Raw genomic sequence first — 13,390 nt, forward strand, 5'->3', positions numbered from 1 at the left:
CAAACGCGCGGCAGGGCGGAGGCGCTTGCCGTGGATGCGGTGTTGCGGTTCGCGGTGGTGGTGCTGCAGGTGGACGAAGCCGCCGGCGAACTGGATAAGCGCCTTGTAAAAAACATATTGTTCGCCCTCGGAATCGAGCCAGATGTGCTCGAGAACGTCGTGCGCCGCGTAATACTCCTGCGCGTTGAAAAGCCGGAAGTATTCGATGTAGCAAGGATGCCGGCCTCCGCGCGGTTCGAGGTGCGCAATTTGCGCGGCGATCCTGTCGTGTTTTCCCATGATGCTTGCGCCGGCCAAGAGACCACAGGCGGCGCGGGGGTGACAGGGCAAAATGGAGCGGGCTGGTTTGATGGCGCGAAACCGCTAAGCTGACGCTGTTTTGATGGAAAGCACCTGGTTTGTCTGGCTGGCGGCGGGCTTGTTGCTTGCGGCGGCCGGTTCCCTGCTCGGCTCCCTCGAGGCGGTGCTCTGGCAGACGCCGCGCGAGCGCATGGACCAATGGCCGGCCTCGCCGCGGCTCCGGTTGCGGGCGGCCGACTTCGCACATCCGCGCGATTGCCTCTTCACGTTTTTCGCCCTAGGTAGTGCGCTGGCGCGGGGAACGGGCTGGTGGGCGTTATGGACGGCCGGCTTGCTCGCGTCGCGGCAAGTTGCCGGTCCGGCGTGGGCTTGGATCCTGGGGCTTCTCGGCGCGGTGGTGCTCGTCGAGGTGTTGCCCTGCGCATTGGCCGCGCGCCGTCCGCGGGCTTGGGAGCGTCCGCTTTTGCGGGTCGGCGCCGTTGTCTGGCGCGTGTTCGGCCCGTTTTTCGACCGCATCCAGCAGCTCGTGGCGTTCGTGGCGCGCAAAATTTTCCCATGGTCGCTCGAATCGCGAGCGCAGCTTGGTCCCGAGGAAGTGGAAACGCTGGTGCGGGTGCGCGAGGAGGAGGGCCGGTTCACGATGCAGGAGGCGGAAGTTCTCACCGAAGTGCTGCGGCTGAGTCGCGCCACGGTCCGGCACTACATGATGCCGCGTGTCGATGTGATGTTCATCGAGGACGAGATGAGCAACGACGATGTGCGTGCGTTGCTGGTGAAGAACAATGTCCGCCGCGCACCAGTCGTCGGGGAAACGCCGGACGAGGTCGTCGGCCTGCTCGACACCCGCACGTTCGGCCGTCTGCCGACGGGAATGCACTTCACCGAGGCCCTGCTCCCGCCATCCTTCGTGCCCGAGACCATGGAGGCCAGCACGCTGTTGGCCGGTTTCCTCAAGCACCGACAGCCGCTGGCCGTGGTGCTCGACGAGTTCGGCGGTGTCGAGGGCGTGGTCACACTGGAGGATTTCATCGAGGAAATCCTCGAGGGGGCCGCGCCGCGCGTGGAGTCCGACCTTTACATCGAGCAGCTCGGCGACGGCCGCCTGCTCGCCGCGGGCAATGCACGGCTCGACGATTTGGGGGAATATCTCGGTTTCGACGCGACCCGCGAAGGGATCGAGACGATCGGCGGATACGTGATCCATCAACTCGGCAGGCTCCCGAGGCAGGGATCCTCGGTGCGCTTGGGTCCGTGGAAAGTCACCGTGCGTTCGATGGCGCAACGACGTGTGCGCGAGGTGGCCTTGAAGCGCGTGCGCCTCTTGCAGGAGGAGGAGTCATGACGTTTTTCCTCACCGCCGTGTTGCTTGCGGGATCCTTCGTGTTTTCCGGGCTCGACGCGGCCTGGCAGGCGCTCGACCGCGTGCGCTTGCGCCATCGCGTGGACAAAGGCGACCGTCGCGCCAGGACCATGCTGTCGTGGGATCCGGTGCGGCCGCAGGCGGATCTTGTGCTCGCCTGGACCAGCCATGCCCTCGGTGCCGGTGCGCTCGCGCTGTTCGCATCATCCGCGGGAACTTGGTGGTGGTCGGTTCCGGCAATTTTCGTCCCCCTCTACGCGCTTCTTGTCGGTGTGTTGGCGCGCCAGATTTTCCGGCGCCTGCCCTTTTTCGTCCTCAGCCGCTTGTGGTGGCTGGTCGCTCTCGCAGGATCCTTTTGGGCGCCGCTCGCGCGGCCCGTGGCGCGGCTGCTTCGCCGCGTCCGTCCGGACCCCTTGCCGCGCCCTCCCGCGGCGGACGAACTTATGGCGCTGGCGGCGAAAACCGAAGGCATCTCGCCGCTCGAGCAATCGATGCTGCGCCGCGTGCTGGATTTCCGCCGCCTGACTGCTGGCGATCTCGCCGCGCCTGCGGAAAAATTTTCCTGCGCCCCGGCTGATGCCGTTCTCGGGGAATTGCTCGCGGACCGGCGCGTGGCGGATGCCGAGCATACGTTGGTTATCGGCTCCGACGGTCTTCCGCTCGGCGCCATGTCCTGTGGCGCGGCAGCCTTGTCCGGATCATTGGCGGCGCGCGCCCAGTCATTCGCGCGGCCGCTTGCCTCGTTCACTTCCGACCTTCCGGCTTGGAGTGCCCTGGCCAAACTGCGGCGGGCGCGGACACCCGTGGCCGAGGTGAGGGACGCGGGAACGGGGAAGTTTTTGGGGATCATCACCGACGAATCGCTCGTGGCCCGGTTGCTCGGCCAGGCGGTTTGAGGCGTGCAAACAGGCGCCCTCGCCGCCATATTCACGGGAATGTCTTCCGCTGACTCCGTTTATTCGCGCAAGAATCCGTTCCCGGCGCGCGTGACCAAATCAAAGCTTTTGACCGCCGCGGGATCGGGCAAAGAAACCTTGCACTTCGAGGTGTCGCTGGCCGGCTCGGGCTTGGCTTACGAGGTCGGGGATTCGCTCGGGGTTTTCCCCTCCAACGATCCCGCCGATGTCGATGCTGTGTTGTCGGCGGCGGGTTTGACAGGCGATGAACGCGTCGAAACCGCGAACGCGGACATCCGGGATGTGCTGAGCCGCCAACTCACGCTGCGCGAGCCTTCGCGCCAGTTGCTCGCGGCGATCCTGGAGAAATGCCCCGATGCACCCGAATTGGAAGAGTTGACCGACCCCGAGGCGAAATCGGTGATGCACGACTGGATCGACGGTCGCGAGGTGATCGACATTCTCGCGGCTTACCCACGGGCCAAGTTCACAGCGGACGAATTGGCGAAAGTTCTCCGCAAGCTCCAGCCGCGGCTCTACTCCATCGCGTCGTCGCCCAAGGCTCACCCCGAGTCCATCCACCTAACTGTTGCGATCGTGCGTTACGATCTTCACGGACGCCGACGGCATGGTGTGTGTTCGACCTACCTTGCCGACCGCGTGAACGACGGGACCATGCCGGTGTTCATCCACTCGGCAAAACACTTCCGGCCACCGGAAGATCCGTCGGTGCCGGTCATCATGGTCGGCCCGGGCACGGGCATCGCGCCGTTCCGCGCATTCTTGCAGGATCGCGAGGCGACAGGCGCGCCGGGCGAGACGTGGCTTTTCTTCGGCGACCGCAACCGCGCGACCGATTTTCTCTACGAGGAGGAAATTGAAGCATGGCTCGCCAAGGGCGTGCTGGGACGCCTGGACACCGCTTTTTCACGCGATCAGGCGCAGAAAATCTACGTGCAGCACCGCATGATGGAAAACGCGGCGGAGCTTTGGAAGTGGCTCGAGGACGGCGCGTATTTTTATGTCTGCGGCGACGCGTCGCGTATGGCCAAGGACGTGGACCAGGCCCTGCACCGCATTGTGAAACAGGCGGGCGACCGTCCGCCGGAAGATGCTGCGGCTTACGTCGAGGACTTGAAAAAAGCCAAACGATACCGGAAGGACGTGTATTGATGAGCGCCGCGAAACCACAGGCACTGCGCAAGGTGCACTTCACGGGCATCTGCGGGACGGCCATGGGCTCGCTGGCCGCGGCACTGCGCGACCGCGGGGTCGATGTCACCGGATCGGATGACAATGTTTATCCCCCGATGTCCACGTTCCTCCAGGGCAAAGGAATCGCCATCAGCAAGGGGTTCCGCCCGGAAAACCTTCCCGCCGACGCCGACTTCGTGGTCATCGGCAACGCCATGACGCGCGGAAATCCCGAAGTCGAAGCCGTCCTGAACCGCAAGCTGCTCTACTACTCGCTGCCCGAGGCGCTGAAATTTTTCTTCCTGCGCGGCAAACACAACCTCGTGGTGACCGGAACCCACGGAAAGACAACGACCACCTCGCTGCTGGCCTGGATCTTCGAGTCCGCCGGGCTCGCCCCCTCCTGGCTCATCGGCGGCATCCCGAACAATCTCGGCCAGGGCTGCCGCCTCGGGGATTCGAAATATTTCATCCTCGAAGGCGACGAGTATGACACGGCGTTTTTCGACAAGCGCTCGAAGTTCATCCACTACCTGCCCGAGTTGCTCATCGTGAACAACATCGAGTTCGACCATGCCGACATCTTCCGCGACCTAGAGGATGTGATGACCAGCTTCCGCCGCCTCGTCCAGATTGTCCCTTCGGAGGGCATGGTGCTGCTCAACGCCGACGACCCGAACTGCCGCGCGCTGGCCGAAAAGTGCCCGGCTCCGCTGGTCGAAGTCGGGTTCTCCCCGAATGCGGGAAACCATATCCGCGATGTCCACCTCGGACGCGACAGTTCGGGCTTCACGCTTTTCGGCGAGCGCTTCGAGATCCCGATGATCGGCGAATTCAACGTCCGCAACGCCGCGATGGCCGTTTCCGCCGCGCATTTTTACAATGTCCCGGTCGCGGAGATCCGCAAGGCCCTCAAGACTTTCACCGGCATCCGGCGTCGCCAGGAGGTTCGCGGGGAGGCGGGGGGCATCGCGGTGATCGATGACTTCGGCCATCATCCCACGGCCATCGCCCAGACGCTCGATGGCTTGCGGGTGAAGTATCCGGGCGCGAAGCTGTGGGCAGTGTTCGAGCCGCGATCCAACACCACGCGTCGCGCGGTTTTCCAGGATTCGCTGCCCAAGGCTTTTGCCGGAGCGGACGGTGTGGTGCTGGCCAAGGTGGCGCGCATGGACCAATTGCCGGAGAATGAGCGGTTGAATCCGGAAAAAGTTGTTTCGGACCTCCGGAGCGCCGGCAAAGAGGCTTTCTACGAGGCCGAGACCGCCGCGATCGTCGAACGCGTCTGCAGTCTGGCCACCCGCGGCGACGTGATCGTGGTTTTCAGCAACGGGGGCTTCGACAACATCCATGTGAAGTTGCTCGACGCGCTCGGACGCAAGGCTTGATCAGCTTCCCGCAGCGCGAAGGACGTGCACGGTCAATTCGGGCGGGCAATTGAAACGCGCGGCCACGCCGCATGAACCTGTTCCGCGGGATGTGTAGCCGCGCATCTTTCCGTGCGTCCACGGCCCGGCAAACTGGGCTTTGGGGCACCGCCCGTTGCGGACGATGGCGAAGCCGCCCGGCAGGCAGATCTGTCCGGCATGGGTGTGTCCGCTCAACATGAAATCGAACCCCAGTCGTGCCGCATCATCGTAGGTTTCCGGGCTGTGCGAGAGCAGGATGGAGCAGTCCCCGTGCGGGATGTTGCTGCGCGCGGCCCGGAGGTCATGGGTGCGGTAAAAGTGCGGGTCGTCGATGCCCGCGATCCAGAGGCTGCTTCCGTTGCGTTCGATGCGCGCGCTTTCATTGAGGAGGACACGGATGCCGGCCTCCTCGAGATGCGGGACGATTTCGAGGATGTCATGGTTTCCCAAGACCGCCAGCGCGCCCGGTCCGAGGGCGCGTGCGATGCGGCGCAAGTCCCCTAGGCAGGCGTGGAAATATCCCGCCGGATGGTCGGCAAAGTCGCCCGTGATCACCGCCAAGTCGTGGGGAACGGCGCGGATGCGGCTTGTCACGACGTCGGCGAAACCCGCGACAAGATCGAGGTGGAGGTCGGAAAGCTGCAGCAGGCGGAAACCGTCGAACGCCTCCGGCAGGTTTGGCAACGGTTGTTCGCGTGTGACGAGACGCACGTCGAGGCAGTTCGCCACGGCGCGTGCGCGCAGGCCGGCTACCCGGAGCATGAAGCCGATGATGCGATCGACGGGAACCGCGCGCTCTATGACAAGAGGACCCTCGCCTTGGTGAATGAGCCGCGCGCGCAGGTCGCCTTGGCTGTGAAGACGGCGCCGGAAGTTCGACGGCCCGAGCCGTTCCGCCAAAAGCCGGAAAGCAGACGCGTGGTCTGCGGTCACGCGCCTTGACGCGTGTAAACCTTGCCGGCGTCGAATGCAGGCCTCTCTTCCACCGGAAGCGCGCGCCCCTGCATGTCGTATTGCTGGAAGAAGCAGCTCTCGTAGCCGGTGTGGCAGGCCCCGGTCGTCTGCTTGACCTCGAAGAGCAGGCAATCCTTGTCGCAATCGGCATACCAGCGGACCACATCCTGCGTGTGCCCGCTCGATTCGCCCTTGAACCAAAGCTTCTTCCGCGAGCGGCTCCAGTAGTGCATTTTGCCGCTCGAAAGCGTGCGCTCCAGTGCTTCGCGGTTCATCCATGCCATCATGAGCACTCGTCCGCGTGGCGGTGTTCCGCCCGTTGCTTCCTGCACGATGACGGGAATGAGTCCGTCGGCGGTGAATTTGAAGTCGTCCATCGCAATATCGTCAGTGCGGCATGCGTCGGGGCGCAAGAGGGATTTTCAAACCTCGCGCATGAGCTGGACTCGCGGCGCGGAATAGGCGGACGTGTTTCCATCGACACCGACCAGCAGGTCGCCGCGGGAATCGATGCCGTGAAAACTGCCGCGCACGGATCCGTCGGCAAGTTTCAGTTCCACTTCGCGCGTGCCGCCCCAGTGCGCGTTGATCTCGTCGGCAAGCGAGCCGAAACCCTCCTCCGCCACGCGCCCGTGCACTGCGCGAAGGGCGATAAGGATGTCCTCGTAAAGTTCGTCGGACGGCGGAACGGCGGTCAATTCGGCCGACAGCGAGGTGGCGATGTCGCGCAGCGATTGATCCTGCTCCGCGGGGTTGTTGCACACATTGAGCCCGATGCCCACGACCACGCGTTCGGCGGAAAATTTCTCCATGAGGATCCCGCAGATTTTTCGCGGACCGACCAGCACATCGTTGGGCCAGCGAAGTCGCGCGTTTTTCAGTCCCAGTCCCCGCAGCGTGGTGACCACGGCCAACCCGGCCGCGAGGGGGAAGGCCGGCCAGCCACGGTCGGGCGGATCGAGCGGCAGCACGGCCGACATCCAAAGTCCGCCGCGGCCAGACTCCCAGCGCCGCCCCTGGCGTCCGCGTCCTCCGGTCTGGGCATGGGCGCGGATGGCGTGCCACGCGGGCAGGCCGCGGGCGTGGTCGTTGGTGGATACGAGGGATGCGCACTCGTGGAGCGTCCAACCGCGCCACTCGCGCGTGCGCACGCCGGCATCTTTTCCCATGTCAGTGCGAAAGCGTGGCGAGGTAGTAGCCGGCAATGACGGCGGTGCCGATCACGCCCGCCACGTTCGGACCCATGGCATGCATGAGGAGATGATTGGCGGGGTCGGCCCTCTGCCCCTCGACCTGAGAGACGCGTGCCGCCATCGGAACCGCGCTCACGCCGGCGGATCCGATGAGCGGATTGATCGGATTGTTGCGGTCGAAAAGATTGATGATTTTGGCCGCGATGACGCCGCCCCCCGTCCCGAAACCGAACGCGATGACCCCGAGGCCGATGATTATGAGGGTCTGCGAGCGCAGGAAACTTTCGCCCGACATCGTGATGCCCACGCTGGTGCCGAGAAAAATGGTGACGACATTTATGATTTCGTTCTGCGCGCTTTTCACGAGGCGTTCGGTCACGCCGCATTCGCGGAGGAAATTGCCGAGCATGAGCATGCCGACGAGGGAAGCCACGGCAGGGACGAGGAGGCTGGTGATGACCGTGACCAACACGGCGAACGTCAGTTTCTCCGCGCGCGAAACCTGCCGCAGCGATTTCATGCGTATGACACGCTCTTTTTTGGTCGTGAGGGCCCTCATGATGGGCGGCTGGATGAGCGGAACCAGCGCCATGTAGGTGTAGGCGGCGACAGCGACGGCACCGAGCAGTTCGGGCGCGAGCTTGGAGGTGAGGAAAATGGCCGTCGGTCCGTCGGCCCCTCCGATGATCCCGATCGAGGCGGCCTGCGCCGATGTGAATCCGAGGAAATTGGCGCCGATGAAAGTGACCAGCACGCCGAGTTGCGCGGCGGCGCCGAGAAGCAGGGTGCGGGGATTGGCGATCAGCGGACCGAAGTCGGTGAGGGCCCCGACACCGAGAAATATCAGCGGCGGGAAAATCTCCAGTTTGATGCCCTGCGAGATGAAATCGTAGAGGCCCCCGGTGATGTGCTCGACGCGGAATCCGTGCGGATCGGGCTGGAAGCTCATGGAAAGGACGCCCGTGTCAACCGCTCCTCCCGCGACAGGAAGGGTCGTGATCAGCCCCTCGGTCGGCAGGTTGGCCAGCAATGCTCCGAATGCGATGGGGACGAGCAGCAGGGGTTCGAAGCCTTTGCGCACCGCCAGGTAAAAAAGCAGGATGCAGACGCCCCACATCACCACCATCCGCCAAGTCACCAGAGAAAATGCGGTGAGTTGGAAGAAGCTGGCGAAGTCGTTGAGGATATGGAGCAGCATGAATCAGCGGATATTGCGCGTCGCGTAGATGCTGCGGCGACCCTCGGCGCTCCAAGCAAGGCTGCTGCTGGGATCGGCAGTGCGAATGCCGTAGATGACGAACTGCTTGTCTTCGAGCGCCGTGGCCACGGCTGCGGCAATCACGGCGTGGATCGGGCCCGTCACGCTGATCTCCGCGGCAGCCTCCTCTTCCCGGGCGCGTTGGCTCCGGTCGCGCACGGCGAAAAATTTGCCCGCGATCCAAACGACCAGCGCCATGCCGCCAAGGGTGACAAGCACGACAAGCATTCCCGTCACCTGGTATTGCAGGTTCTCCACGAATGTGGGTGCGGCCGGCAGCGAGGCGGCGAGCGTCGGAAAGATTGTCATCTCGGACTCAGGCGAGTTTGACGAGAGCCTGGCCTTCCTCCACCGCGTCCCCCGGCTTGACCAGAATCGCTTCGATGGTGCCCGCGGCGGGAGCAAAGACATAGGTGTTCATTTTCATGGCCTCGAGCGTGATGAGTTGGTCGTTGGCCTCGACTTTTTGTCCCGCTTGCACGTCCACGGAGACGACCTTGCCGGCCAACGGGCTCGGGACCTCACCGGCCGCGGCGGGTGCATGGTGCTGGACGGGCTTGGCCGTCGGCGGAGCAGCGACGTGGGCCGAGGCCACGGGCGCCGGCGCGGCGGTTCCGGGTGATGCCCAGGCGGAACGCCGCTTCTCGGCCGGTGATTCCTCCCCCTTGTCGAGGATCTCGACGAGGACTTCGTAAACTTTGCCGTCAACGGTGACTCGGAGTTTCTTCATGGTAATGGGTCACATCGGGATGTTGCCGTGCTTTTTCGGCGGTCTTGTCTCGCGCTTGGAAAGCGTGTTGCGCAGCGCCATCGCCACCGCGGCGCGGGTGTGCGCAGGACGGATGACGTCGGTGATCTGCGCGTTGGCCGCAGCCTGGTAGGGGGAGGCGAATTCCTCGCGGTATTTTTTCACGAACGTGGTTTCCGCCTTTTTCGGATCCTTGGCTTCCTTGATCTCGCGGCGGAAAACAATTTTGACCGCGCCCTCCGCGCCCATGACGGCGATTTCGGCCGTCGGCCACGCGAACACGAGATCGGCCCCGAGGTCGCGGCTGCACATCGCGAGGTAAGCGCCGCCGTAGGCTTTGCGCAGGATGACGGTGATTTTGGGCACGGTCGCCGCGGCGTAGGCGAAAAGCATTTTGGCCCCGTGGCGGATGATGCCGCCGCGCTCCTGCGCGACACCGGGCATGAAACCCGGAACATCGACCAGCGTGACGATCGGGATGTTGTAAAGGTTGCAGAAGCGGATGAAGCGCGCGGCTTTGTCCGAGCTGTCGATGTCGAGCGTGCCCGAGCGCACCATCGGCTGGTTGGCCACGATGCCGACCACGATGCCTTGGATGCGCGCGAAACCGACGACGATGCTTTTCGCCCATTCCTGGTGGACTTGGAGAAAGTCCGCATCATCCACGAGCGCGTTGATGATATCGAGGATGTCGAAAGGTTTTTTCGGATCGTCGGGGATGATCTCGTCGAAAGCCGGCACGTCCGAGAGGTCGAGTTCCGGAGTCGGTCGGTGCGGGGGATCGACGAGGTTGTTGGCGGGCAGGAACGACAGGAGTTTGCGCACCAGCTCGATGGCGTGCTCATCGTCGTTCGCAACGAAATGGACGTTGCCGCTCACCGTGGCGTGGGCCGCGGCGCTGCCGATCTCTTCCATCGTGGTGACCTGTCCGGTTGCCGCTTTGATCACCTCCGGTCCGCAGATGAACATGTTCGCGCTGGACTTGGTCATGATCAGGAAGTCCATCAACGCGGGCGAGTAAGCCGCGCCGCCCGCGCAGGGACCGCAGATCACGGCGATCTGCGGCACGACACCCGACAACAGGACGTTGCGGAAAAAGACCTGTCCGTAGCCGGAGAGCGAGAGCACGCCCTCCTGGATGCGCGCGCCGCCGGAGTCGTTGAACGCCACGATGGGCACGCCGGCCCGCATCGCGTAATCCATGAGATCGCAGATTTTCTGCGCATGCACGCGTCCGAGCGAACCGCCGGCCACGAGAAAATCCTGGCTGCACGCCGCGACCGGGCGCCCGTCCAGCAGGCCGACGCCGGTGACGACGCCGTCGGCGGGCAAGTTCTTGTCCGCCATGCCGAAGTTCGTGCATTGGTGCTCGGCAAACATGCCGAACTCCTGGAACGAGCCGGGTTGGAAAAGCGAATCGACGCGTTCGCGGGCCGTAAGCAGGCCCTTTTCGTGGCGTTGCTCGACTTTGTCCGGCGCGCCGCTGACGAGGATGTTGGCGCGTTTTTCGTCGAGTTGGTCGAGGAGTTTGGGGTCGATGGGCATGCGGTCAGTTGTGCGGCGCGAGCGGCGCGCAAAATTCTGTCAGCACGCCTTGGGTGGATTTCGGGTGGAGGAAAGCGACGAGTTTGTTGGCTGCGCCTTCGAAAGGTTTCTCGTGGATGAGTTGGCAGCCCGCGCCTTTGGCCTGCGCCAGTTGGGCGTCGATGTTGTCCGTGGCGAAAGCCACATGGTGGATGCCGCCATGCGGATTTTTTTCGAGAAATTTCGCGATCGGGCTTTCAGGGGACGTCGGTTCGAGCAGTTCGAGGTGAACCTCGCCGACGTGGAAGAATGCCGTGCGCACTTTCTGGCTGGGCACCTCCTCCGTGTGCTCGCATTTCAAGCCCAGCACTTTTTCGTAGTAAGGAATGGATTCTTCCAGCGAACGCACCGCAATGCCGAGGTGGTCAATGCGCTGCAACATGCGCTTATGTTCTCCGACAAGACGCCGCAGCGCAAGAATTAGTTCCGCTAATACTTTGCAGAATTGTTTTGTTGTTTGCGCTTTGCTCGCCTAGTTTCCGCGGTCCGCTCCGGCGGCGCGCAATATAAACCAAACACAAACGTCCAATGAAAAATTCCCTTTCTTATCTGCTGATTTCCAACGAGGCCCTGCAGCGAGGCTGGGCCGGCTGGATTCTCGCGGGCACGGTGGCGCGCACGGGCGGACTCGATCTCGTGTGGGCCGGCATGGTGGAAAGTGCCGGCCGACGCTGCGGTCTTTTCGTTTTCCGCGGCGAGGATGCCGTGGCGAAAATTTCTTCCGCGGTCGGCTCCTCTTCGGTGCCGGGGTCGCTCGCCGCGATGCTCGGCGAGGGAATGGTTTCCGCACCCGCAGCCGGTGACGATGTCGCGGCGAAGTTGCGCGAATTCGCATCAGGCCAATCCGACACGCTCTCCAAGCCGGTGACTGCCGGCGCGCACCGCTCGCTGGTTCTCATCAAGCCCGACAATTTCACCTTCCCCGGCACGCGGCCCGGCACCGTGCTCGATGTTCTTTCCCGCACCGGGTTGCCGCTGGTGGCGATGAAAGTGCACCACATGTCGGTGGCGGAAGGCATGGAGTTTTACGGACCCGTGCTCGATGCGTTGACGGGAAAATTCGGTGCGGAGAAAGGTCGCGAACACTGGGAGAGCATCGTCGAGTTCATGTCGGGCAGCCGCCCCTCCTGCGTTCCCGAAAAAGATCACGCCAACCCGGGATCGCGGAAAATTCTCGCCCTTGTCTTCGAGGGTCCCGATGCCGTCGCGAAAATCCGTGCTGTCCTCGGGCCTACCGATCCCGCGAAGGCTCCGCCGGGGACGATCCGGAAGGAATTCGGGACAGATATCATGGTCAATGCGGCCCACGCCTCGGACTCGCCGGACAACGCCGCCCGCGAAATCGGTATTGTCAAGGTGGCGGATAATTCCCTCAAACGATTCGTTGAATCCGCGGCTTCCGCCGCTTAACTTGGTCGTTCAACGATTTTTCAAAAAGCACCATGGAACTCTCTTCACACGCCGCCCAACTCACCCCCTCGCTCACCCTCGCCATCGACAGCAAAGCCAAAGCCATGAGGGCCGAAGGCATCGACGTCTGCGGGTTCGGCGCGGGAGAACCCGACTTCGACACGCCGGAGCACATCAAGGAAGCGGCCATCAAGGCGCTGCAGGAAGGTTTCACCAAATACACGCCGAGCGCCGGCATGCCGGAACTGCGCACGGCCATCAGCGAGAAATTCGCGGCCGACAACGGCATCGATTACAAGCCAAGCCAGATCATCGTCAGCAACGGCGCCAAGCAGTCCTGCTACAACGCCATCCTCGCGTGCTGCGAGCCGGGCGACGAGGTGATCATTCCCGCGCCCTATTGGCTCAGCTACCCGGAAATGGTCCGTCTGACGGGCGCCGAGCCGGTGATTGTCCCGACCACCGCGGAAAACTCCTACAAGATGACCGCCGAGGACTTCGAGAACGCGATGACGCCCCGCACCAAGATGGTCATCATCAACAGCCCGGGCAACCCGACCGGCTCGGTTTACACGCGCGAAGAACTGGAAAAAATCGTCGAGGTTGCGCTCACCGAGGACATCTTCATTCTCTCCGACGAAATCTACGAAAAGCTCGTTTATGACGACGCGGTGGCGGTGAGCCCCGCCTCGCTCTCGAAGGAGGCCTACGACCTCACGATCACGGTCAACGGATTCAGCAAAGCCTATGCCATGACCGGCTGGCGCCTCGGCTACCTCGGCGCGCCCGAGGAAATCGCCAAGGTCATCGACTCGATCCAGAGCCACAGCACGTCCGGCCCGAATTCCTTTGCGCAAAAGGGAGGTATTGCCGCGCTCAAGGGATCGCAGCAGTGCGTGAACGACATGCGCGACGAATTCAATGTTCGTCGCGAATACATGTATGAGCGCATCGCCGCCATCCCGAATCTCACGGCGGTCAAACCGCTCGGCGCGTTCTACATGCTCGTCAACATTTCGAAGTTCGGTCTCAGCTCGACCAACTTCGCCGACCGCTTGCTCAGCAAAGCGGAGGTCGCCGTCGT

Annotated in this window: 15 protein-coding genes; 6 read left to right on the forward strand and 9 right to left on the reverse strand. The window is 63.3% G+C overall.

The features are described from left to right. On the reverse strand, positions 1–279 hold a 279-nt coding region (locus FGM15_12520), incomplete at its 3' end, for a DUF309 domain-containing protein (GenBank protein MBU3666681.1). Positions 280–382: 103 nt separating this feature from the next. Here FGM15_12520 and FGM15_12525 point away from each other — a divergent pair. From FGM15_12525 to mpl, 4 genes are read left to right on the forward strand one after another with little or no spacing between them, the layout of a single operon-like run. Then, on the forward strand, positions 383–1,642 hold the full coding sequence (locus tag FGM15_12525) for a hypothetical protein (protein ID MBU3666682.1): 1,260 nt from the start codon (positions 383–385) through the stop codon (positions 1,640–1,642). Further along, on the forward strand, positions 1,639–2,556 hold the full coding sequence (locus tag FGM15_12530; GenBank protein MBU3666683.1) for a DUF21 domain-containing protein: 918 nt from the start codon (positions 1,639–1,641) through the stop codon (positions 2,554–2,556). Before FGM15_12525 ends, FGM15_12530 begins: the two co-directional genes overlap by 4 nt. Before the next feature lie 39 nt (positions 2,557–2,595). Further along, positions 2,596–3,729, forward strand: coding sequence for a sulfite reductase subunit alpha (locus tag FGM15_12535; protein ID MBU3666684.1), 1,134 nt, complete (start codon positions 2,596–2,598; stop codon positions 3,727–3,729). Next, entirely contained in the window at positions 3,729–5,138 is a 1,410-nt protein-coding gene (gene mpl, locus FGM15_12540; protein ID MBU3666685.1) for a UDP-N-acetylmuramate:L-alanyl-gamma-D-glutamyl-meso-diaminopimelate ligase, read from the forward strand. The genes FGM15_12535 and mpl overlap by 1 nt, the downstream gene beginning before the upstream one ends. On the opposite strand, the gene FGM15_12545 is transcribed toward mpl, so the two are convergent. The 8 genes from FGM15_12545 to mce form a co-directional block, all read right to left on the reverse strand. After that, the gene (locus FGM15_12545; protein MBU3666686.1) at positions 5,139–6,059 is read right to left on the reverse strand and encodes a metallophosphoesterase; all 921 of its coding nucleotides are present in this window, start codon (positions 6,057–6,059) and stop codon (positions 5,139–5,141) included. Positions 6,060–6,088: 29 nt separating this feature from the next. Further along, entirely contained in the window at positions 6,089–6,490 is a 402-nt protein-coding gene (hisI, locus tag FGM15_12550; GenBank protein ID MBU3666687.1) for a phosphoribosyl-AMP cyclohydrolase, read from the reverse strand. 45 nt (positions 6,491–6,535) lie between these two features. After that, positions 6,536–7,282, reverse strand: coding sequence for a biotin--[acetyl-CoA-carboxylase] ligase (locus tag FGM15_12555; GenBank protein ID MBU3666688.1), 747 nt, complete (start codon positions 7,280–7,282; stop codon positions 6,536–6,538). Between the two features lies 1 nt (position 7,283). Continuing rightward, positions 7,284–8,423, reverse strand: a complete 1,140-nt coding sequence (locus tag FGM15_12560; GenBank protein MBU3666689.1) for a sodium ion-translocating decarboxylase subunit beta — start codon at positions 8,421–8,423, stop codon at positions 7,284–7,286. 84 nt (positions 8,424–8,507) lie between these two features. Beyond that, the gene (locus FGM15_12565) at positions 8,508–8,873 is read right to left on the reverse strand and encodes a hypothetical protein (GenBank protein MBU3666690.1); all 366 of its coding nucleotides are present in this window, start codon (positions 8,871–8,873) and stop codon (positions 8,508–8,510) included. 7 nt (positions 8,874–8,880) lie between these two features. After that, positions 8,881–9,294: an acetyl-CoA carboxylase biotin carboxyl carrier protein subunit gene (locus FGM15_12570; GenBank protein ID MBU3666691.1), complete on the reverse strand. Its 414-nt coding sequence runs from the start codon at positions 9,292–9,294 to the stop codon at positions 8,881–8,883. 9 nt (positions 9,295–9,303) lie between these two features. Continuing rightward, positions 9,304–10,857 (reverse strand): acyl-CoA carboxylase subunit beta, encoded by a 1,554-nt coding sequence (locus tag FGM15_12575; protein MBU3666692.1) that lies wholly within the window; start codon positions 10,855–10,857, stop codon positions 9,304–9,306. Positions 10,858–10,861: 4 nt separating this feature from the next. Continuing rightward, positions 10,862–11,278 (reverse strand): methylmalonyl-CoA epimerase, encoded by a 417-nt coding sequence (gene mce / locus FGM15_12580; protein MBU3666693.1) that lies wholly within the window; start codon positions 11,276–11,278, stop codon positions 10,862–10,864. 146 nt (positions 11,279–11,424) lie between these two features. On the opposite strand from mce, the gene FGM15_12585 reads away from it, so the two are divergent. Then, positions 11,425–12,306 (forward strand): hypothetical protein, encoded by an 882-nt coding sequence (locus FGM15_12585; GenBank protein MBU3666694.1) that lies wholly within the window; start codon positions 11,425–11,427, stop codon positions 12,304–12,306. A gap of 32 nt (positions 12,307–12,338) precedes the next feature. Beyond that, positions 12,339–13,390, forward strand: a 1,052-nt coding sequence (locus tag FGM15_12590; protein ID MBU3666695.1) for a pyridoxal phosphate-dependent aminotransferase, incomplete at its 3' end; no start/stop codon positions are given.

Source organism: Chthoniobacterales bacterium (genome assembly GCA_018883245.1).
In the GTDB taxonomy this organism is placed as follows: domain Bacteria; phylum Verrucomicrobiota; class Verrucomicrobiia; order Chthoniobacterales; family JACTMZ01; genus JACTMZ01.

What these genes read in the sequence shown, in the direction of transcription:
- FGM15_12525 (MBU3666682.1), top strand. Translation starts at nt 383, where the DNA reads ATGGAAAGCACCTGGTTTGTCTGGCTGGCGGCGGGCTTGTTGCTTGCG.
- FGM15_12530 (MBU3666683.1), top strand. Translation starts at nt 1,639, where the DNA reads ATGACGTTTTTCCTCACCGCCGTGTTGCTTGCGGGATCCTTCGTGTTT.
- FGM15_12535 (MBU3666684.1), top strand. Translation starts at nt 2,596, where the DNA reads ATGTCTTCCGCTGACTCCGTTTATTCGCGCAAGAATCCGTTCCCGGCG.
- mpl (MBU3666685.1), top strand. Translation starts at nt 3,729, where the DNA reads ATGAGCGCCGCGAAACCACAGGCACTGCGCAAGGTGCACTTCACGGGC.
- hisI (MBU3666687.1), bottom strand. Translation starts at nt 6,490, where the DNA reads ATGGACGACTTCAAATTCACCGCCGACGGACTCATTCCCGTCATCGTG.
- FGM15_12555 (MBU3666688.1), bottom strand. Translation starts at nt 7,282, where the DNA reads ATGGGAAAAGATGCCGGCGTGCGCACGCGCGAGTGGCGCGGTTGGACG.
- FGM15_12560 (MBU3666689.1), bottom strand. Translation starts at nt 8,423, where the DNA reads ATGTGGGGCGTCTGCATCCTGCTTTTTTACCTGGCGGTGCGCAAAGGC.
- FGM15_12565 (MBU3666690.1), bottom strand. Translation starts at nt 8,873, where the DNA reads ATGACAATCTTTCCGACGCTCGCCGCCTCGCTGCCGGCCGCACCCACA.
- FGM15_12570 (MBU3666691.1), bottom strand. Translation starts at nt 9,294, where the DNA reads ATGAAGAAACTCCGAGTCACCGTTGACGGCAAAGTTTACGAAGTCCTC.
- FGM15_12575 (MBU3666692.1), bottom strand. Translation starts at nt 10,857, where the DNA reads ATGCCCATCGACCCCAAACTCCTCGACCAACTCGACGAAAAACGCGCC.
- mce (MBU3666693.1), bottom strand. Translation starts at nt 11,278, where the DNA reads ATGTTGCAGCGCATTGACCACCTCGGCATTGCGGTGCGTTCGCTGGAA.
- FGM15_12585 (MBU3666694.1), top strand. Translation starts at nt 11,425, where the DNA reads ATGAAAAATTCCCTTTCTTATCTGCTGATTTCCAACGAGGCCCTGCAG.